This window comes from Flavobacterium sp. Root186 (assembly GCF_001428525.1).
Classification (GTDB): Bacteria; Bacteroidota; Bacteroidia; order Flavobacteriales; family Flavobacteriaceae; genus Flavobacterium.
In genome coordinates this window covers 272,698-291,748 of the sequence record NZ_LMHW01000015.1, presented here as the reverse complement: position 1 = coordinate 291,748, position 19,051 = coordinate 272,698, and the positions used below count along the sequence as shown (strand labels likewise).

22 protein-coding genes are annotated in these 19,051 nt (G+C 34.0%); 13 read left to right on the top strand and 9 right to left on the bottom strand.

Annotation, left to right across the window (positions count from 1 at the left end; all coding sequences use genetic code 11):
- Positions 1-17 precede the first annotated feature (17 nt).
- Positions 18-746 (bottom strand): geranylgeranylglyceryl/heptaprenylglyceryl phosphate synthase, encoded by a 729-nt coding sequence (locus ASD98_RS20335; RefSeq protein WP_056208062.1) that lies wholly within the window; start codon positions 744-746, stop codon positions 18-20.
- A gap of 94 nt (positions 747-840) precedes the next feature.
- Here ASD98_RS20335 and ASD98_RS20330 point away from each other — a divergent pair, with 94 nt between their 5' ends.
- The 3 genes from ASD98_RS20330 (at position 841) to ASD98_RS20320 (ending at position 2,201) form a co-directional block, all read left to right on the top strand.
- The gene (locus tag ASD98_RS20330) at positions 841-1,437 is read left to right on the top strand and encodes a Crp/Fnr family transcriptional regulator (protein WP_056208060.1); all 597 of its coding nucleotides are present in this window, start codon (positions 841-843) and stop codon (positions 1,435-1,437) included.
- 81 nt (positions 1,438-1,518) lie between these two features.
- Entirely contained in the window at positions 1,519-1,806 is a 288-nt protein-coding gene (locus tag ASD98_RS20325) for a hypothetical protein (RefSeq protein WP_056208058.1), read from the top strand.
- On the top strand, positions 1,803-2,201 hold the full coding sequence (locus tag ASD98_RS20320; protein WP_056208054.1) for a group III truncated hemoglobin: 399 nt from the start codon (positions 1,803-1,805) through the stop codon (positions 2,199-2,201). Before ASD98_RS20325 ends, ASD98_RS20320 begins: the two co-directional genes overlap by 4 nt.
- Positions 2,202-2,238: 37 nt before the next feature.
- Here ASD98_RS20320 and ASD98_RS20315 read toward each other — a convergent pair whose 3' ends face one another.
- Complete coding sequence (locus ASD98_RS20315) at positions 2,239-2,889, bottom strand: 4'-phosphopantetheinyl transferase superfamily protein (protein ID WP_056208051.1); 651 nt, start codon at positions 2,887-2,889, stop codon at positions 2,239-2,241.
- A 293-nt stretch (positions 2,890-3,182) separates the two neighbouring features.
- On the opposite strand from ASD98_RS20315, the gene ahcY reads away from it, so the two are divergent.
- The 9 genes from ahcY (at position 3,183) to ASD98_RS20270 (ending at position 9,901) form a co-directional block, all read left to right on the top strand.
- On the top strand, positions 3,183-4,499 hold the full coding sequence (gene ahcY / locus ASD98_RS20310) for an adenosylhomocysteinase (protein ID WP_056208048.1): 1,317 nt from the start codon (positions 3,183-3,185) through the stop codon (positions 4,497-4,499).
- Positions 4,500-4,624: 125 nt separating this feature from the next.
- Positions 4,625-5,101, top strand: coding sequence for a hypothetical protein (locus tag ASD98_RS20305; protein ID WP_056208045.1), 477 nt, complete (start codon positions 4,625-4,627; stop codon positions 5,099-5,101).
- A gap of 129 nt (positions 5,102-5,230) precedes the next feature.
- Positions 5,231-5,515 (top strand): hypothetical protein, encoded by a 285-nt coding sequence (locus ASD98_RS20300; RefSeq protein ID WP_056208041.1) that lies wholly within the window; start codon positions 5,231-5,233, stop codon positions 5,513-5,515.
- 9 nt (positions 5,516-5,524) lie between these two features.
- Positions 5,525-6,607, top strand: a complete 1,083-nt coding sequence (locus tag ASD98_RS20295) for a hypothetical protein (protein ID WP_056208038.1) — start codon at positions 5,525-5,527, stop codon at positions 6,605-6,607.
- Between the two features lie 47 nt (positions 6,608-6,654).
- The gene (locus ASD98_RS20290; protein ID WP_056208035.1) at positions 6,655-6,987 is read left to right on the top strand and encodes a multidrug efflux SMR transporter; all 333 of its coding nucleotides are present in this window, start codon (positions 6,655-6,657) and stop codon (positions 6,985-6,987) included.
- Positions 6,988-7,255: 268 nt separating this feature from the next.
- On the top strand, positions 7,256-8,098 hold the full coding sequence (locus ASD98_RS20285) for a methylated-DNA--[protein]-cysteine S-methyltransferase (protein WP_056208238.1): 843 nt from the start codon (positions 7,256-7,258) through the stop codon (positions 8,096-8,098).
- A 175-nt stretch (positions 8,099-8,273) separates the two neighbouring features.
- Positions 8,274-8,987, top strand: a complete 714-nt coding sequence (locus tag ASD98_RS20280) for a 2OG-Fe(II) oxygenase (RefSeq protein ID WP_056208032.1) — start codon at positions 8,274-8,276, stop codon at positions 8,985-8,987.
- 73 nt (positions 8,988-9,060) lie between these two features.
- Positions 9,061-9,306 carry an Ada metal-binding domain-containing protein gene (locus tag ASD98_RS20275; RefSeq protein WP_056208235.1) on the top strand — a complete coding sequence of 82 codons (246 nt, stop codon included), beginning with the start codon at positions 9,061-9,063 and terminating at the stop codon, positions 9,304-9,306.
- Positions 9,293-9,901, top strand: coding sequence for an alpha-ketoglutarate-dependent dioxygenase AlkB (locus tag ASD98_RS20270; RefSeq protein WP_056208029.1), 609 nt, complete (start codon positions 9,293-9,295; stop codon positions 9,899-9,901). Before ASD98_RS20275 ends, ASD98_RS20270 begins: the two co-directional genes overlap by 14 nt.
- A gap of 2 nt (positions 9,902-9,903) precedes the next feature.
- Here the strand turns inward: ASD98_RS20270 and ASD98_RS20265 are convergent, their stop codons facing one another.
- Both ASD98_RS20265 and ASD98_RS20260 read right to left on the bottom strand, forming a co-directional pair.
- Positions 9,904-10,227: an MmcQ/YjbR family DNA-binding protein gene (locus ASD98_RS20265; protein ID WP_056208026.1), complete on the bottom strand. Its 324-nt coding sequence runs from the start codon at positions 10,225-10,227 to the stop codon at positions 9,904-9,906.
- 29 nt (positions 10,228-10,256) lie between these two features.
- A complete protein-coding gene (locus ASD98_RS20260) occupies positions 10,257-11,012 on the bottom strand; it encodes an NUDIX domain-containing protein (RefSeq protein ID WP_056208022.1) in 756 nt (251 codons plus the stop codon).
- A gap of 287 nt (positions 11,013-11,299) precedes the next feature.
- On the opposite strand from ASD98_RS20260, the gene ASD98_RS20255 reads away from it, so the two are divergent.
- The gene (locus ASD98_RS20255; protein ID WP_056208019.1) at positions 11,300-11,557 is read left to right on the top strand and encodes a hypothetical protein; all 258 of its coding nucleotides are present in this window, start codon (positions 11,300-11,302) and stop codon (positions 11,555-11,557) included.
- Between the two features lie 49 nt (positions 11,558-11,606).
- Here ASD98_RS20255 and ASD98_RS20250 read toward each other — a convergent pair whose 3' ends face one another.
- The 5 genes from ASD98_RS20250 to ASD98_RS20230 all read right to left on the bottom strand — a co-directional run bounded on the left by ASD98_RS20250 (position 11,607) and on the right by ASD98_RS20230 (position 19,035).
- On the bottom strand, positions 11,607-13,835 hold the full coding sequence (locus ASD98_RS20250; RefSeq protein ID WP_056208233.1) for a glycoside hydrolase family 3 N-terminal domain-containing protein: 2,229 nt from the start codon (positions 13,833-13,835) through the stop codon (positions 11,607-11,609).
- A gap of 14 nt (positions 13,836-13,849) precedes the next feature.
- Positions 13,850-15,274 carry a glycoside hydrolase family 30 beta sandwich domain-containing protein gene (locus ASD98_RS20245; protein ID WP_056208016.1) on the bottom strand — a complete coding sequence of 475 codons (1,425 nt, stop codon included), beginning with the start codon at positions 15,272-15,274 and terminating at the stop codon, positions 13,850-13,852.
- Between the two features lies 1 nt (position 15,275).
- A complete protein-coding gene (locus ASD98_RS20240) occupies positions 15,276-16,115 on the bottom strand; it encodes an endonuclease/exonuclease/phosphatase family protein (protein ID WP_056208012.1) in 840 nt (279 codons plus the stop codon).
- A 73-nt stretch (positions 16,116-16,188) separates the two neighbouring features.
- A complete protein-coding gene (locus ASD98_RS20235) occupies positions 16,189-17,271 on the bottom strand; it encodes a glycoside hydrolase family 16 protein (protein ID WP_056208010.1) in 1,083 nt (360 codons plus the stop codon).
- 6 nt (positions 17,272-17,277) lie between these two features.
- Entirely contained in the window at positions 17,278-19,035 is a 1,758-nt protein-coding gene (locus tag ASD98_RS20230; protein ID WP_056208007.1) for a cellulase family glycosylhydrolase, read from the bottom strand.
- Positions 19,036-19,051 lie beyond the last annotated feature (16 nt).

Below are 19,051 nucleotides of genomic sequence, written 5' to 3'. Positions count from 1 at the left end.
TGGCTGTTAAATTTCATTTATGAATCAAAAAAATGACTGTCGTTTTCAAAAGCAGTTCCAATAACCACTAAATCTGCACCGGCATTATATGCCTTTTTAATTCCGTGCAAATCTACAATTCCTCCTCCAACAATTACAGGAATTTCTATGTTTTGAGCAATTAATGAAATCATTTCCAGCGGCACCGCTTTTTTTGCACCGCTCCCTGCTTCTAAATAAATTAATTTGTTTCCGAGCATTTCACCAGCTTGGGCTGTTGCTAAAGCTAAATCAAAATTTTCGCGGTTAAGCGGTTCTGTTTTACTAACGCGGGCAACTGCTGTTTCATTGCCGCTTTCAATTAAAATATATCCTGTTGAAATAACTTCAAGCTTTGTTTTCTTCAAAATTGGTGCAGCCTGAACTTGATATTCTATTAAATAATCCGGATTTCGGCCAGATAGAAGAGAAAGAAACAAAATAGCATCGGCTTGCGGGGAAATTTGCGACGGATCGCCCGGAAAAATTATAACAGGCAGATTTGTCTTTTGTTTTAACTTCGCAATTAAATCTTCTAAAATTGTACTTTGAACAATACTCCCGCCCACAAAAATATGTGTTGCAGGGGATTGGTTTATTTTAAGTAATAAATGATCTAATTTTTCCCAAACAATTTTATCAGGATCCAGAAGGATGGCCAATAGTTTTTGTCCATTTTTCTTAGCATCTAAAATTTGTTGGTGAATCGTGAGTATTTTTTGCTCCATAACGGCAGTAAAAGTAAAAAGTTTTTAACGTAGAAGAACTATTTTGAATGAATTATATTTGTAAAGTCTCTGTTAACATCCAAAGAAAACAAATATGATCGCGACTGAATTATTAGAAAAATATGGCGCTTTGAAAAAGTCTTTTGAAAAAAGTGAAATCATTTTTGAAGAAGGAAATCTGCCAACACATTATTATCAGATAATTTCAGGTGAAATTAAAATGAGTAATTACAATGATGACGGACGCGAATTTATTCAGGGCATCTTTTATAAAGATCAATCTTTTGGTGAGCCTCCATTATTTTTAAACCAAAAATATCCCGCCAATGCTATTGCGGTCGAAGACAGTGAAATTCTTCTTCTTCCCAAATCAATTTTTTTGAAACTACTCGAAGAAAATCCTTCTATAAGCATTAAAATAATTGAAAACCTCGCGCAGCGTTTGTATTATAAATCGGTTATGGCTGCCGAAATTTCTACTCATGAACCTGAACATCGCGTATTAAAGCTAATTGATCACGGAATCGCTTATTTCAATTTTAAAAAAGATGCAAACGGCTATTTAATTAATTTTACCAGACAGCAAATTGGCGACTTAACAGGTTTACGGGTTGAGACCGTTATTCGAGCTATTAAAGCTTTGGAAAAAAAAGGCGAATTGAAGATTATTAACCGAAAAGTATACCGATAAAATAATTCCTGTTTTATGATTTTAATCATAAAACGCAGCAGTAAAGTGCATGTACCTTTGTAGTGTAAAAATCTCAATATCATGACACTATATCAAACAACATTCGAAAATTTCAATAAAAACTACATGGGTTCTGCAGCAATGGCTGTAATTGCCCAAAGCTGTTTAGGCGGTGCTGCAGCAATGTACGTTTTAACAAACGGAACTTCTATTCCTCAAATGGTTCAGCTTGCCATTATTGTATTGGCTTGTATCTTTGTAAACACTTCAATTTTAGCACAAATGAAACATAGGGTTGTATTTAACCTTTTAATTCTTAGTACATTTTTAAGTGTGTTATTTATTTTTTTAAATACCTTTATTCTGTGAAAAAGCAAATAGAAAATAGAGCCGATATTTCTTTCTTAGTACATCAGTTCTATGCTAAAATAAGAGCCGACAAAGAAATCGGCTTTTATTTTAATATGATTATAGAAGATTGGGACGCCCATTTGGAAAAACTAACTGATTTTTGGGAAACTAATTTGTTTGCCGTAAAAAAATACAAAGGAAATCCACATGCTGTACACAATGAAGTTGATGCACATTTTGACAGTAAAATAACAGCTAATGAATTCGGAATCTGGCTTAATCATTGGGCTCAGACATTAGACGAGCATTTTGAAGGCGAAAATGTAGAAACACTAAAAAGACGCGCCCGTAAAATGAGCACTTTTTTATATGTTAGTATGTTTGAGCATCGAAAAAAAGAAAGTGAAGTTTAATCTTCTTTGCTTCTTTGTTCCTTACAAAACTTTGAAATTATTTTTCAAAAGCATATACCAAAGTAAAAATCCCTTCAAAATTATCCGATTTGATTTCTTCGTAATGCACACCGAAATCTTTTATTAAATCATCAAAATGGAGGCTTGCCTGGGCTTGAGATTCATTTAAAGAAAAATCTCCAACTTTGATGTGATCTTTAAAACTAATTCCTTTTTCATTTCTGATTTTAAAGATCGCTTCTTTAGCACCCCAGATTACAGTAAGTTTTTTAACGTATTCTCCTAAAACATTTGGATTTAAATATTCAAATTCAGTATCGACAAATTTATCGGCGATGCGAAGTATTTTTTCGCGTTGCAATTCCATGTCAATTCCTACGGTTTCATGACTTATAATTATGGCTGCAAAATGATACGAATGGGTAATTGAGATATAGTTATGACAATCAAAATATGGTTTTCCGAATTCATCATAATGTAAATCCTTATCTGTAAATCCCATTTCCTGAATCAGCATGCGAACACTTAAAAAAGCACGCTGGTGCATCTGCGATTTCATTCCGTCCAGTCTCTTTTGTGTTTTTTCTTTTAACACAACTTTGCTCAATAATTCCTCCAAGGATTCAGTTATTTCCCAAATTAAGATTTTAGTCGTTTCGTTAAACTGTATGGTCTGAAATAAAGGCATTGCTTTTTAATTGTAAATTATGAATGGTTAATTATAAAATATTTTTCTTTTGAAAATGAAACTTCTTTGAGAATGTCTGGTCTTTCTAGCCCTGATGGGAGCGGCATCCTTTTATGGCGGGGTTCGCCATAAAAGATATAGCGGACAGCAGGATTAGCTTCTAAAAACCTTTATAACTAACATTCTAGAGATTAAGAAATTAAAGATTTCACAAATCTGACAGAAAGTAGTAAAATTCAAAAGGTATTATGTAAATTTGCAAAAATTTTACAATATACAAATATACACTATAAATGAGTACTACAACTACGCCTTATGTGGCTTTCAAAGTAAAAGACATTTCTCTAGCGGCTTGGGGAAGAAAAGAAATTGAATTAGCTGAAGCTGAAATGCCAGGTTTAATGGCGCTTCGTGCTGAATATAAAGACGAACAACCTCTTAAAGGTGCTCGTATTGCTGGATGTTTACACATGACGATTCAAACTGCTGTTTTGATCGAAACTTTAATTGCTCTTGGCGCTGAAGTTACTTGGTCTTCTTGTAACATTTTCTCTACTCAGGATCAGGCTGCTGCGGCTATTGCTGCTGCGGGAATTCAGGTTTATGCCTGGAAAGGTCTTGACGAAGAATCATTTGACTGGTGTATTGAGCAAACTTTATTCTTTGGTGAAGACAGAAAACCATTGAACATGATTTTGGATGATGGTGGAGATTTAACTAATATGGTTATTGACCGTTTCCCAGAATTGGTTCCTGGAATTAAAGGTCTTTCTGAAGAAACTACAACTGGAGTTCACAGACTTTACGAAAGAGTAAAAGCCGGAACTTTACCAATGCCTGCAATTAACATTAATGACTCTGTTACTAAATCTAAATTTGATAACAAATACGGTTGTAAAGAATCTGCTGTAGATGCTGTACGTCGTGCAACTGACTTAATGTTAGCTGGAAAAAGAGTTATCGTTTGTGGATACGGTGATGTTGGAAAAGGAACTGCTGCTTCTTTCAGAGGTGCTGGATCTATTGTAACAGTTACTGAAATCGATCCAATTTGTGCTTTACAAGCTGCAATGGACGGTTATGAAGTTAAAAAATTAAACACTGTAATTGCTAATGCTGATATCATCATTACAACTACAGGAAATAAAGATATCGTTCTTGGAGAGCACTTCGAGCAAATGAAAGACAAAACTGTTGTTTGTAACATCGGACACTTTGATAACGAAATTGATATGGCTTGGTTAAACAAAAACCACGGTGCATCTAAAATCGAAATCAAACCTCAGGTTGACAAATATACAATCGCTGGAAAAGATATCATCATTCTTGCTGAAGGTCGTTTAGTAAACCTTGGTTGTGCTACAGGTCACCCAAGTTTTGTAATGAGTAACTCATTTACAAACCAAACTTTGGCACAAATCGAATTATGGAAAAACAGCGCTGCTTACAACAATGACGTTTATATGTTACCAAAACATTTAGATGAAAAAGTTGCTGCTTTACACTTAGCTAAATTAGGCGTTGAACTTGAAGTTTTACGTGACGATCAAGCTGCTTATATTGGTGTTCCAGTTGAAGGTCCATTCAAACCAGAATACTACAGATATTAATCTATTTTAGATTTCTGAGTTTAGATTTTAGATTATATAAACCCTTGCAGGAATGTGAGGGTTTTTTATTTTGGTATACTGTGGTTTCAAAATATAAGTATATTTTTGAAAACCAAAATCAAATTATGAGAACACTTCTAATTGCCTTAACAATCATACTATTGCCTCTTTTTACAGCCGCGCAAAATTTTGATCCTTCAAAATATGGACCTCAAACACAAAACTTATTATTTCCTGGAGCGAATCAGAATCCAAAACTCCCACAACTGGAAACCGTAAAACCTCTTTCAAGAAATGAGATAGAAAAAACAAAAGCCAAATTAGCAAGAGAAGAGCAAAAACTAATCAAGCTTGCAGAAAAAACATGGCAAATAGAACTTGACTTAAGGGCAAAACGGGAAAGTTTAAAAAATCTTGAAAATACTTCGAAAGATAATAATGATCCTGATTATCAAAAAAATATTGAAAAATTAAAAAAGGAAATCGCCGTATCTCAAAATAAACTAGATGATGCGAAAAGTAAGCAGGATTTTAGAGCTGAAAAAGTACTGGAATTAGAAATAATGCTGGAAGAATCCAAATTTACAAGAAAAGGTTCTTAAAAACATTTCAAACCCGACAAGGCTTTAAAAACCTCTCGGGTTTTTGTTTAAAACACAAATTTCAAAATCCGAAATTTTAAGTTTAAATTTGATACTCAAAGCCCATCAAAAAGAGAGGAAAAGAAAGATATGATCGAAAAAGTTTTATGTGAAATACATGGTTCAAAAGAAATGACTTTCAGCTGTATTCACATTGCAATGGCAATAGACTCAAAAGAAAAAGTTGGTTTCTTCTATTCAGAAGCCGAAGAAGATCTTCCGCAAATTGCATGGTGTGGAGAATGTGAACAATATCTTTTAGATAATGGTGAAGAATGGACCGATTTCTTTCAAACCAAAGCTGATTTTAAAATGTTGTGTATTGACTGCTTTGATGAAGCAAAAAATAATGAAACAGAAATTCATCTTCGATAAATAAATTTCATGAAAAAGAGTATTGTACTTTATATATTTCTCGTTCTAAATTTTACAGCATTCGCTCAAAATAACGATATCTGGGTTTCATTTTGGAACAAAGACACTACACTTATCGGATTTAAAGATAAAAACAGCATCATCAAAATAGAACCAAAGTTTACTACTGGTTTTACAACTGCCCGTAAATTTGAAAGTATTATTGCCGCTAGTGAAGAAAAAGATCAAAAATGGGAAAGTTATTATTTAACCAAACAAGGAAAAATAGTTGGTCGTGACAGTTTATATAGTTTTGATAATGGCCCCGATTGTGAAAATGAAGGTTTAATAAGATTTACAGATCGCAAAACTGATAAAATGGGAATGTTCAATGGCAACGGAAAAATTGTAATTCCTGCGGAATATAGCAATTTAACCAAAGCCATAAATGGAATGTTCATAGGATTAAAAGACGCTAAGAAAGTAATGGATGGCGAACATTTTTTCTGGAATGGCGGAAAAGAATTCTTAATAGATACAAGCAATAAAATCTTAATCGAAAATTTTGCTTACAATGATGATTTAAACTTTTATTCTGTAGAGAAATCAAAAGATCCAAGCAAAGACCCAATAAGAGAAAATTTCCTTGGAGTTGACGGACAATATTATTCGTTTGTAAATTTTGATAAGGAATTTAAATATTGGCTCCAGAACACATTACTTTCTGATTTATCCAAAAACAATTTAGAAAAACATTCTTTTGATAAAATCTCGTATTGGAAAGAACCAGATGGTTGGATAAACTCATCAAAAACTAAATTCATCAATCAAAATTATATCTATTTAAAATCTAAACTTCAGGAACTCAAAAATCCAAAAACAGATTACTTTGTTTCTACTGACGGATTAAATCAGTTTATTTTTGAATCAAGCGAATACGAAATGTACTTCAATAACTGTAATGAATCAAAAAAATGGATATATCCAGTTAAAAATATCGTAATCAATCCAAAAAACAAACTTGATCACGGACAAGATCACCTTGAATTCCTACGAACTGAAAACGGATATAAATTGATAAGTGTTTCTTCAAGAAAAGATAATCTCAAATAATTCTTTCTCGTTTCATACAAAGCTTAACTTTGTAAAAAACCGGAACTATGAAGAATTTTTTATTTTTATTCATTGCCATTATCTTCGAAATCATTGCAACTTCGGCATTAAAAAAGTCTGAGCAGTTTACACAACTTTTGCCAAGTATTATAACCATTATTGGCTATTTTGCTGCGTTTTATTTTTTAAGTTTTGCCATCAGAACAATTCCAGTTGGTTTTGCTTGTGCAATTTGGTCGGGAGTTGGAATAGTTTTAATTACAATTATTGGTGCTATTTTTTTCAAAGAAATTCCAGACTTACCTGCAATAATTGGATTGAGTTTAATTATAGTTGGCGTTGTAGTTATTAATGTTTTTTCGAAAACTACGGTGCATTAATACGTTCTTTACAATCTCGCAAAGACGCAGAGTCGCAAAGTTTTTGTTTTAAGTTTCAATCTTTGTAGAGTTTCTTTGCGGCCTTCGACTTCGCTCAGGATAACATACTTTGAGAAAATCTTTGCGACTCTGCGTCTTTGCGAGATTAAAAAAACTTAGTGTCCTTTGCGAAAACCTTAGCGCTCTTTGCGGTTAAAAAAACAAAGCAAGTTTCGGATTTTATATCTGCAAAAACCAATCGATATTTGCCTTATAAAATTGAATGAAAATGAACACACAGGAAAACATCAATTATAATCGTATTGCAGATGCCATCGATTATATTAAAGCAAATTTTAAGGAACAGCCCAATCTTGATGAGGTTGCAGAGAAAGTGCATTTGAGTCCGTTTCACTTTCAGAGGCTTTTTAGCGATTGGGCAGGAACAAGTCCGAAGAAGTTTTTGCAGTATACAAGTTTAGAGCACGCCAAAAAATTACTCAAAGAAAATCAGGCAACTATTTCTGAAACAGCTTACGAAACGGGGCTTTCTGGCACCAGCCGGCTTCACGATTTATTTGTAAATATTGAAGGAATGACCCCGGCCGAATACAAAAATGGCGGAAAAAATCTGGAAATAAACTACAGTTTCGCCGAAAGTCCGTTTGGGAATATTATTGTAGCTTCAACTCAAAAAGGTGTTTGTTTTATGGCTTTCGCCGAAGATGAAGCTAGCGGGTTTAATGATTTAAAAAATAAATTTCCAAATGCAGCTTTTACCAGAAAACTGGATTTAGCACAACAAAATGCACTTTTTATTTTTCAAAATGACTGGAGTAAATTATCTGAAATAAAACTGCACTTAAAAGGAACTGATTTTCAACTAAAAGTTTGGGAAGCTTTATTAAAAATTCCGATGGGGCAGCTTTCTACTTATGGAACTATTGCACATCAAATTCAAAAACCAAATGCTTCCCGCGCTGTTGGAACTGCAATTGGCAGTAATCCTGTCGCGTTTTTAATTCCGTGTCACCGCGTCATTCAATCTTCTGGAATCTTTGGCGGTTATATGTGGGGAAATACTAGAAAAACAGCAATCATTGGCTGGGAAGGCGCTCAAATAAATCCATAATTATAATTTACACCTAATATAATACACCCAATATATATGTACAGACGCACAGCAGTGTGTCTAACGTTATGTATTTCGTCCCGAATTAACGATGTCGACAATCTTTGTGTAGACGCACTGTTGTGCGTCTCTCCGGATACGCTTTGCCAAAAAATCAATCTTTATTTAAACATTTATGCAAAATATACAATCAAAAATTGCTTCTCAAAATTGGGAAAGCATCACCGAATCTATGCACGAAAATGGCTTTGCTATTATTCCGAATGTACTCAATGATGAACAATGTGAAGATTTAAAATTCGATTATGATAATCCAAATTTATACCGAAAAACGGTCGTTATGGAACGTTATCGGTTTGGTTTGGGCGAATATAAATATTTCAATTATCCCCTGCCCGATTTAATTCAAAACATACGTTCTTCGATTTATCCAAAATTAGCTCCTATTGCAAATTCGTGGATTAAAGCATTGAATATCAACACTGTTTTTCCTGATAAACACGATGAATTATTAAAACAATGTCATGATAACAACCAATTTAAAGCGACTGTTTTAATTTTAAAATACGGCAAGAGCGGCTTTAATACTTTACATCAGGATTTATATGGCGATATTTATTTTCCCATTCAAATTGTACTTTTTCTCTCTGAACCTGATGAAGATTTTACAGGAGGCGAATTTGTATTGACACAACTAACGCCCAGAGCGCAGTCAAAAGCTATTGTTTTGAAACCTAGAAAAGGTGATATTTTGGTTTTTACAACCAATTTTAGACCTGTAAAAGGGACAAAAGGATATTATCGGGTGAATATGAAACATGGGGTTAGCGAAGTTCATTCGGGCGAAAGATATACATTAGGAATTATTTTCCATGATGCTTTATCGTAAAATTTATAGACATGCAATATCTGTAGAGACGCACAGCAGTGCGTCTCTACAGAAAAAAAATCTTAAAAATAAAATGGTAAAACATTGTGAAATTTCAGATTCAGATCTTCGAAATAAAATTAAAAATGCGGAGATTTGCTTTGGTGGAAACCAGAAGTTAAAAATTTATGGAACGCTGAAATGTTCTTCCGGAAAAAGAATGAAACGTGAAAATCGGGTTTTCTTTTCTTCTGAAAATGAAGCAAAACAAAACGGTTTCAGACCTTGCGGACATTGTATGAAACCCGAATATTTAAATTGGAAAAATGGACTTATTTAATCCTGAAATAAACGAAACAACGAACTTACTTCCAAAAAATGGGACTGTAAATTATTACGGAAAATTATTTTCGAGGGAAGATTCTAATCGTTATTTAGATATTTTATTGAATACAATTGAATGGAAAAATGATGAAGCTGTAATCTTTGGAAAATTAATTTTGACTAAAAGAAAAGTGGCTTGGTACGGCAATCAGGAATTTGAATATACGTATTCGAATACCACCAAAAAAGCACTTCCGTGGACGAAAGAATTATTGCAATTAAAGAAAATAATTGAAACTGAAACTGGAGAAACCTTCAATTCCTGCCTATTAAACTTATATCATTCTGGCGACGAAGGAATGGCTTGGCACAGCGATGCTGAAAAAGATTTGAAAAAGAATGGCGCCATTGGTTCAGTAAGCTTTGGAGCTGAACGCAAATTTGCTTTCAAACATAAAGAGACGAAAGAAACGGTTTCTTTAATTTTAGAACATGGCAGTTTATTGGTTATGAAAGACGAAACTCAGACGTATTGGCTACATCGTCTGCCGCCAACCAAAACCACTCAAAAACCAAGAGTAAATTTGACTTTTAGAACTATTGTAAGGTAGATTTATTTCTTCTTTTTTAGAGCAACATTTTGGTAGGAAAGTTTTAATGCATCTTCAAACATTTCGGGCCGAACTTTCGAAAGTTCTACAATGGTCCAGCCTTGTTTTCCCCATTTATTTGGAATTGGATAAAAAATCATTTCGCTTGAAGCACAAAAAACAGATTGATCAATTTCGTTTAATTTCAAAACTGCTCGATTGTTTTTTTCATCAAAAGTGGCAAATATCTTTTTATTTACCCTAAAAGAGGTTTTCTCAAAATGTGGTTCTTCAACTGCATTTTCAAAGGATAAAGCTGCTTTTCTAAAATCTTCAAAAGAAACCATAATTGTAAATTTTAAAGTTAGACCTTTATTTACCAGCCTTGATTCAATCCATTTTTTAAAACTTCATCGTATTTCTCTTTATCAAAAGAATATAAGTTTGGCGCTTTATGTGCTACATTATTTTTCTTTTCATCCAATTTCGTCAGAATTCCTATGTTGGTTATTTTTCGCATAAAATTTCTTCTGTCTAGTTTTTTGTCCAGAATCGTTTCATACAATTTTTGCAGTTCGGGCATTGTAAATTTTTCCGGCAATAAATTATATCCAACAGGCATTAAATTTAATTCTGTTCTTAATGTATCAAGAGCTTTATCAAGGATTTCTTTGTGATCTAAAATGAGTTCAGGAACCTCTTTATGATCAATCCATTCAATTATTTCGTTAGAATTTATTCGGTTTGGGACAATTTTCAAAAAATCGACCAAAGCATAATAACCAATTGTTACAAAACGACGTGTTAGCCATTTACCTTTTTCGGGATCGATATCTAAATATTTTAGAACCTCTTTTCCAAAATGGTCATCATTTCGTTTAATTTTTCCAAATGCTGCAAACTGTCTTAAAAAAACACCTTCTACTCCGGTCCTTTCATTTAAAACAGTAACTGCTGCTGTATCAATATCCTGATCTACCGGAATAAACCCACCCGGTAAAGACCACTTTTCACTGTGCGGAACTTTAATCAGCAAAACTTTTAATTGATTATCATGAAACCCAAAAATAACGCAATCAATGGAAAGTCCCGGCTGGTAATTCTCGTTATTTTCTATAATAAATTTCAGCATTTGAGTTCTTATTAAACTTGCAATTTACTTTTATTTTTCAAAACTGTTACATTTTTATAAAAAGCACGTCTTTATAAAATAAATAAGTATTGAAAAAATCAAAAGTGTACAAATCACAATTTTAGTTAAAATTACGAAATGGATTGAAAAAATAAGTACATTGCGTCATAATAACACATTTGAACAACAAATTGTTAAAACAGAAATATTAAGAAAGAAAAAGATTACAAATTATTAACTTTGTATTCTGTAGATAAATAGAGAATTGAAATTTAATAAACGAGATTATGAGTGTCAATCCGCTAAAAAATATAAACAAAAAAATTAGATCGAAAATCTGGACTTCCTTCGGATTTGTTTCTAAGACTTATCTTTTAGAAGCTTCGCTAAAATACAGTGAAGAACAGGAAAGAATTTTTAACGAAATGATCGTTAAAACGGAAGCAAAGGATAAAAAAGCAAAACGCGAAGCTTTTGATAAAGCTTTGTATGCATCTTATAAAGGAATTGGCGCTATGGATTTTATACATACTGTTTTGAAATAATTCAAAACTTTATAAAATCCATAACGCCAATTTTAATTGACATTCTATATTACTGTACTAATTCAAAATCTGATTTTAGTTTAATATCTGCTGACGAAGCTCCAATCATTACTTCAAAATCTCCCGGCTCAGCAGTCCACTCTAATTTATCATTGTAGAAAGAAAGTTTTTCTTTGTCGATTGTAAATTCGATTGTTTTAGTTTCTCCTGCATTCAATTTCACTTTTTGGAAATCTCTTAGTTCTAAAACCGGACGAACTACTGATCCAAATTTATCTTTTAAATATAGCTGAACTACTTCTTCTCCAGCAACTTTTCCAACATTTGACAATTGAAATGAAACTTTAATTGTTTCGCTGCTTTTGATTTTTGTCGAAGAAAGTTTCAAACCAGAATAATCAAATTTTGTATAACTCAAACCGTATCCGAAAGGAAATTTAGGAGAGTTTTTTAAATCGATATAAGCTGAAACATAGTTTGTAGCATTTTCGTCTTTAGCTGGCCTTCCTGTACTAAAATGATTGTAATAAATTGGAATTTGACCAACTTCTCTTGGGAAAGTTATTGGCAGTTTTCCTGACGGATTGTAATCTCCAAATAAAACATTGGCAATTGCGTTTCCTGCTTCAGTTCCTAACCACCAAGTGTACACAATTGCAGGAACGTTATCTGCTGTCCAATTGAAAACAAGTGGTCTTCCTGCATTTATTAAAACTACAACTGGTTTTCCGGTTGCCTGAATTGCTTTTACCAAATCTTCCTGAACGCCTGGTAAATGAAGATCGCTTCGGCTTTTTGCTTCACCACTCATGTCACGTCTTTCACCAATACTCAAGATTACAACATCTGCTTGTTTAGCGGTTTCAACTGCTTCGGCAAAACCATCTTTATTATCGCCGTCAACTTCACAGCCTTTTGCATAAAGTAATTTTGTGTTTTTGCCCACTTTATTTTGTACCCCATCCCATTGTGAAACTACCCATTTATCATAATTTACATCTGGAAGTTCTACAGACCAGAATCCCATATTGGCTTTGTATTCTTTTACCATTGGGCCAATAAAAGCAATTGTTTTTACACTTTTAGAAATTGGCAAAGTCTGGTTTTCATTTTTCAATAAAACGATACTTTTTTCAGCTACTTCAAGTGCTGCTTTTCTATTTGCCGGATTAGCCAAAACTTTCTCTGCTCTTTTATCATCAGAATATCTGTAAGGATCATCAAATAAACCTAATTCGAATTTTTTGCGAAGAATACGTTTTACAGCATCGTCAACCAAATCGATAGAAACTCTGCCTTCTTTTACTAATTGTGCTAAATTATATCTGTATGCATTACTTTCCATATCCATGTCACTTCCTGCTGTAATTGCTGAATATGCGGCTTCTTTAAGGTCTTTTGAATAACCGTGAGCCACCATTTCTCCTATTGAACCCCAGTCTGAAACTACGAATCCCTGAAAGTTCCATTTTCCTTTTAAGATATCTCTTTGTAAATGTGCATTTCCAGTTGCAGGAATTCCATTTAAATCATTAAAAGAATTCATAAATGTTGCTGCTCCAGCGTCTAAAGCAGCTTTAAAAGGTGGTAAATAGGTTTCAAGAAGCATTCTTTCGCTCATATCAACTGAGTTATAATCCCTGCCTCCAACTCCAGCTCCATATGCTGCAAAGTGTTTTACGCAAGCCATAACAGAGTTTAAATCTCCTAATTTATTTCCCTGAAAACCTTTTACTCTTGCATAGGCAATTTTAGATCCTAAGTAAGTATCTTCTCCTGCACCTTCCATTACACGACCCCAGCGCGGGTCACGGCTAATGTCTACCATTGGTGCAAATGTCCAGTGAATTCCATTTGCAGCAGCTTCTTCAGCTGCAACTCTAGCCGCTAATTCAATCGCTTGTAAATCCCAGCTTGCTGCTTCGGCTAACGGAAGCGGGAATGTTGTTTTGTATCCGTGAATAACGTCCTGACCAAATAACAACGGAATTTTAAGTCTTGACTGCATTGCCAATTCCTGATATTGTCTGGTATATTTTGTTCCGATGATGTTTAGCATCGAACCTATTAAACCTTGTTTGATTTCGGCTTGTTTGTTAGGGTTTATTGTAATTGGCCCTGTTGCCTGATTATCTCCCGTGTATTGATTAAGCTGACCAATTTTTTCTTCAATTGTCATTTTCTTCAACAGATCATTTACTTTTTGATCTATTGTCTGCTGCTGGGCCGCCGCAAAAAACGAGACCATCAACAAGGCAAATGTGGTTATTTTTTTCATGTATTTAATTTTGGTTACCAAACGTAAGTTGCAACTGCACCAGCGTTTAAAGTAGTTGAAATTTGTTTTTGATTGTATTTGATATTGAATGTTTCTGCCGAAGTTCCGTCGTTTTCTACAATTAAAACGGTTTGTCCAGATGGCGTTTTGAAAGCTGCATTGTATAAGTTTCCAACAATATTACTTCCAATTCTTACTGAACCTTCGGGAACAAATTTAGAAGCATGTCCAATAATGTAATAACCGACTTCACGCTTAATGTTTTGATTTTGATCAATCATTAAAGCTCCTTTACAAGTCGAACATCCGCCTGGTGTAAATGGTTTGTAATATTCATCGTTTGCTAATCCCCACGAAAGTGCATTTTTACTCCAGTTACGCATTGAACCAATTACGACATTTTTTACAGTCCATTTTAAATCATTTTCAAAACTGCTTTTTGATCCTGTATATTGTTCTGTAAAATATAAATCTTTGTTTGGAAATGCATCATGAACTGTGGTCAAAGCACTAATATCTCCTTCATATAAGTGAAATGCTGAACCTGCAACAAATGGGTTTGCTTTTGCATCTTTTAAAATAGTTAAAGGATATTCTGGTTTATTACAATTGTGATCGTAAACTATAATTTTGGTTTTAATTCCTGCTGCTTTGAAAGCTGGCCCTAAATGATTTCCAATAAAATCTGCCTGTTGTTCTGCAAGCATTAATAAACTTGGATTATTTCCAGGATGCAGCGGCTCATTTTGCGGTGTAATGGCATCAATAACAATTCCGTGAGATTTCATTGCCTGAATATATTTTACAAAATACTGGGCATAAACCTGATAATATTTTGGCTGAAGGCTTCCTCCTTTTGAGCTTCCGTTGTCTTTCATCCAAACTGGAGGAGACCAAGGTGAACCCATAATTTTTATTTTTGGATTTATTGCTAAAATTTCTTTTAGCACTGGTACCACATCATTTAAATCCGGACCAAGATTAAAGTGCTCCAGTTTTAAATCTGTTTGTCCTTCTGGCATATCATCATACGAAAAAACTTTCTCATTCAAATCTGAAGCTCCAATACTAATACGCAGGTAACTTATACCAATGGCATCATTTTTTCTGGAAAACAATTCCTGAAGCAATGCTTCTCTTTTTGCTTTATCCAGTTTTAAAATGGTCTGAGCGCTTCCTCCGGTTAACGAAAATCCAAAACCTTCGATAGTTTGAAATTTTTCAGAAGGATTTACTTCAATGGTTTGGTTTGGATTAGTTTCGGTACTAAAAACTAAATCATCCTGTTTTTTAAGTTTAGAAGATTCATCGGTAGTTGTAATCCATGATTCTGCTTTTCCAGAATTGGCAACTACACTTTTTGAAGATCCGCATTTTATCTGCATCGCAATAAGCGGCAGTAAAAGTAAGATTTGAAGTTTTTTGTTAATGTTTTTCATTTTAATCTATTTCTATTAAAACAGGTAAATGATCTGACGGATATTTTAAATCTTTAGAATCACTTAAAACTGCATGTTTTTGAATTTTTAATCCGCTATTTTTTGAAATAAAAATATAGTCTATCAATAATGTAACTGGTTCGTTATGTTTGAAATCATTAAACGTTCCTGATGGTCCAAAAGGTTTTTCTATTGAAACATCTTTCGTATCATCCATTACTTTTTTTATTTCTGCAATTTGCGGCGTGTTTGGTTCTGAGTTGAAATCTCCCATTAAAAATGCCGGGTATTTCTTTGTGTTTAACTCACTTATTTTTTTCAAAACAAGCTGAACTCCTTTTACTCTTGCTTCTTCGCCCATGTGATCCAGATGCAGGTTAAAAACCCAGAACGTCTTTTTTGTTTTTAAATCTGTAAAAAGTGCATACGTACAAACTCTGTTACAAGCTGCGTCCCAGCCTCTTGAAACTACGTTTGGTGTTTCTGAAAGCCAAAACGTGTTGGAATTCTGCACCTTAAAACGATCTTTTTTGTAATAAATAGTACAAGCTTCTCCCGTTCCGTTTTCTTCTCTTCCTATTCCAAATCTGTTATAATTTGGAAAAGCTCCTGCGATATCTATTACCTGATTTGGGGTTGCTTCCTGAACTCCAAAAATTTCCGGACCATAAAATTGTATTTGAGAAGTAAAATAATCTTTTCGTTTTGGCCATGCATTTTCTCCGTCTGATGCTACATCTAAACGAATGTTATAGGTCATAATTTTTAAATTTTGACCATAAAATGAAACACTTACAAAAAGTAAGAATACTACTAAAATAAATTTACTTGTCTTTTTCATAATTTTTAAAATTTTAATCCGTAAAGCTAGTGTTTCTCTATCCTTAAAGAAAAAAACTTATTTAAAACTTATGTTAATTATATACTCTCACATAATCAACTTCGAAAGTTGCATTAGTGAAATTTGGATCAACCGTTCCTCCAAAATTTCCTCCCATTGCTAAATTTAAAATCAGGAAGAAATTAGCATTAAATGGTGTTGAAGCAGAATTTGCATAGGTATAAAACAAATTATCATCTACATAAAACTTAATGCTTTCAGCACTCCATTCTGCAGCGTAAATATGAAATTCTGTCGCTGAATTTGGAACTGTTGTCGTTTTAGTATCAGGCGTGTTTCCTGAACGTCCAGGCGAATGCAATGAAGAGTGGTTCACGTTTGGATTATTTCCAACTGATTCCAGAATATCAACTTCACCACAAGCAGGCCAAGGCGCAGTATCGATATTATCTCCTAACATCCAGAATGCCGGCCATGTTCCGCCGCCCACTGGTAATTTTGCACGAACTTCTGCCCTTCCGTATTTAAATGAAAATTTACCTTTTGTAAGCATTCTTGTCGATGTATAATGGCTTCCCATATACTCTTCTTTAATGGCTTTAATTTTTAGGGTTCCATTTGAAATAATTACGTTTTCTGGACGAGTTGTGTAATATTCTAATTCGTTATTTCCCCATCCGTCTCCTGTTCCTGTGTTGTAACCCCATTTCGAAGTGTTTGGCGCACCATCTACATCAAATTCATCTGCCCAAAGTATTTTTCTGGCAACATATACATTTACTGAAGAAGTTGAACTGATAAATTGCCCAGAACCATTGTAAGCCGAAACAATTATAGAATATGTTTTTGTCCCTGAACCTGTAAATGTGTATGTAAGTTCTCCGTTTGTAATTTCTTTAAGCTGATTGTCTATTAAAACTTTATACGAAACTGCATTTGCAGCATTAATTTTTAAGTTCACTTTACCGCTTCCGTCCCCATCAGGATTTGCTGCATTTTTACCCACAACTTCAACCTGAATAGTTAAGTTTGAAGGGGCTGGATTATCTGAACCTCCGTCTGAGCTATCGTTACTGCTGCTGCAAGATTGAAATATCAGCAATAAAATAGCGGTTAGAAAACCTGCTTTGTCCATTATATTTTTAAATTTTTTCATTTGCTTTTATTTTTTAGAAACACTTTTTTTACCGTCCAAAAAATCCAGATAATTCAAATTGAATCCTCCTTTTTCAAAAACTACTTTTATTTTATTTTCACCTGCGTTTAATTCTACATCAGATAAAATAATGGTTTTCCATTTTTCATTTCCACCAGTTACAGGCAATGTTATGGTTTTTGATTTTGCGCCATTTGCTGTTTCTAAATGAAGCTGTCCTTCCATATTTTCGCTTGAATAACGTATGGCAACATTGTATTTATTTTGTTTTTTAACCTGTGCAGTAAATTGTAACCACTCTCCATCTTCAATAAATGAAACCTGATAACCGTTTGATCCAGCATCTTTACAGGGCAAAATATCAACGCCATCGTTACGCATTGTGTTTCCTTTATTCCACATATCAAAATTTCCTGTTGCCACTCTGTAATTGATAAAATCTTTATCAGAATAAGCAAATCCATTTGTTCCTAAATCATATTGCGTTGCAATGATTTTTCCAGGAATTGTATTCTTTTTATAAGGCTTTGTATCATTGGTCTGCACTTGTCTGAACATTGCATCGATTACATCTGGTTTAACCGTTACGTTTTCCATTTTGTAGTTATCGGCCATTTTCATCAATGCTTTTTTCGAAAATTCTGCTGATGGTTTTTGACCGCCATCTCGCCAGTATTTTAGTAAAACATCGTATTCCGGAATTTTGGTTACCGAAGTTACTCCTGCAATGTTTTCGATTTTTTTCATTGGCCAAAAAGCCCATCCAATATTATTGGTTTCCACCAATGTCAAAGCGTCTTTAAACCAAACATTTGAGTTTTCACCACTTTCTCCTAACCAGATAGGAACATTATATTGGGTTCTGTAATCCAGCATTTTCTGGATCGATTCCTTGTCATTGTAGTTCCAGTATTTGTGGAAACTCAACGCCATGTTATCATCCCATAAAGGGAAAACTCCGTTGTAATTATTCCCCCAGCAATTTCCTTCGATAATTACTAAGTGGTTTGTGTCGACTTCGCGAATTGCTTTTGTAACGGCAACCATTAAATCTCTTAAAGGTCCGTTTGAGTTCTCGTCGCAGCCATTTTTATTTGATCCGGTAAAATTCCAGTTTGGTTCGTTGATAATATCATAAGCTCCAAGCCACTGACTGTCTCTGTAGCGAGAGGCCAGTTTTTTCCATAAAGCAATCATTTTTTTCTGATTAGCTTCACTTTGCCATAATGATTGTTTTGTGGTGTCGTAATCAGAAATTGCAGCATCATTCCCTTGCCCGCCTGGTGCCGCGTGTAAATCTAAAATCAAATGGATTTTGTTTGCTTCGCACCATTTCAATAAATTATCTGTCATGGTGAAGCCTTCTTCTATCCAGGTGATTTCTCCATTTTTTTCCTGCTCAATGGGCAGCGTATATAAGTTATAATGCATTGGAAGACGGATCGAATTGAAACCCCAAGCTGCCAGCGAATCGATATCACGTTTTGTGATTCCGTTTGCTTTGTAGGCTGCGTAAAATTCCTTTGTTCCCTGTTCTCCAATAACTTCTTCAATTTTTTGTTTGATTTGGTATTGCGGACTTGCAAAAGGCTGTGTTTGTAACATATAACCTTCCTGAACCATCCATCCACCAAGGCCTAAGCCTCTTAGAATGATGTTCTTTCCGTTTCCGTCAACAATTTTTTGTCCGTCTCTGTGCAGAAAACCTTGTCCAAAAACTGTAATAGAAAACAAAAGCTGTAATGTTATTATTGTTTTTTTCATTTGAAAACCAATTTTA

Coding starts and splice junctions, on each gene's coding strand:
- ASD98_RS20335 (WP_056208062.1), bottom strand. CDS start 746: ATGGAGCAAAAAATACTCACGATTCACCAACAAATTTTAGATGCTAAG.
- ASD98_RS20330 (WP_056208060.1), top strand. CDS start 841: ATGATCGCGACTGAATTATTAGAAAAATATGGCGCTTTGAAAAAGTCT.
- ASD98_RS20325 (WP_056208058.1), top strand. CDS start 1,519: ATGACACTATATCAAACAACATTCGAAAATTTCAATAAAAACTACATG.
- ASD98_RS20315 (WP_056208051.1), bottom strand. CDS start 2,889: ATGCCTTTATTTCAGACCATACAGTTTAACGAAACGACTAAAATCTTA.
- ahcY (WP_056208048.1), top strand. CDS start 3,183: ATGAGTACTACAACTACGCCTTATGTGGCTTTCAAAGTAAAAGACATT.
- ASD98_RS20305 (WP_056208045.1), top strand. CDS start 4,625: ATGAGAACACTTCTAATTGCCTTAACAATCATACTATTGCCTCTTTTT.
- ASD98_RS20300 (WP_056208041.1), top strand. CDS start 5,231: ATGATCGAAAAAGTTTTATGTGAAATACATGGTTCAAAAGAAATGACT.
- ASD98_RS20295 (WP_056208038.1), top strand. CDS start 5,525: ATGAAAAAGAGTATTGTACTTTATATATTTCTCGTTCTAAATTTTACA.
- ASD98_RS20290 (WP_056208035.1), top strand. CDS start 6,655: ATGAAGAATTTTTTATTTTTATTCATTGCCATTATCTTCGAAATCATT.
- ASD98_RS20285 (WP_056208238.1), top strand. CDS start 7,256: ATGAACACACAGGAAAACATCAATTATAATCGTATTGCAGATGCCATC.
- ASD98_RS20280 (WP_056208032.1), top strand. CDS start 8,274: ATGCAAAATATACAATCAAAAATTGCTTCTCAAAATTGGGAAAGCATC.
- ASD98_RS20275 (WP_056208235.1), top strand. CDS start 9,061: ATGGTAAAACATTGTGAAATTTCAGATTCAGATCTTCGAAATAAAATT.
- ASD98_RS20270 (WP_056208029.1), top strand. CDS start 9,293: ATGGACTTATTTAATCCTGAAATAAACGAAACAACGAACTTACTTCCA.
- ASD98_RS20265 (WP_056208026.1), bottom strand. CDS start 10,227: ATGGTTTCTTTTGAAGATTTTAGAAAAGCAGCTTTATCCTTTGAAAAT.
- ASD98_RS20260 (WP_056208022.1), bottom strand. CDS start 11,012: ATGCTGAAATTTATTATAGAAAATAACGAGAATTACCAGCCGGGACTT.
- ASD98_RS20255 (WP_056208019.1), top strand. CDS start 11,300: ATGAGTGTCAATCCGCTAAAAAATATAAACAAAAAAATTAGATCGAAA.
- ASD98_RS20250 (WP_056208233.1), bottom strand. CDS start 13,835: ATGAAAAAAATAACCACATTTGCCTTGTTGATGGTCTCGTTTTTTGCG.
- ASD98_RS20245 (WP_056208016.1), bottom strand. CDS start 15,274: ATGAAAAACATTAACAAAAAACTTCAAATCTTACTTTTACTGCCGCTT.
- ASD98_RS20240 (WP_056208012.1), bottom strand. CDS start 16,115: ATGAAAAAGACAAGTAAATTTATTTTAGTAGTATTCTTACTTTTTGTA.
- ASD98_RS20235 (WP_056208010.1), bottom strand. CDS start 17,271: ATGAAAAAATTTAAAAATATAATGGACAAAGCAGGTTTTCTAACCGCT.
- ASD98_RS20230 (WP_056208007.1), bottom strand. CDS start 19,035: ATGAAAAAAACAATAATAACATTACAGCTTTTGTTTTCTATTACAGTT.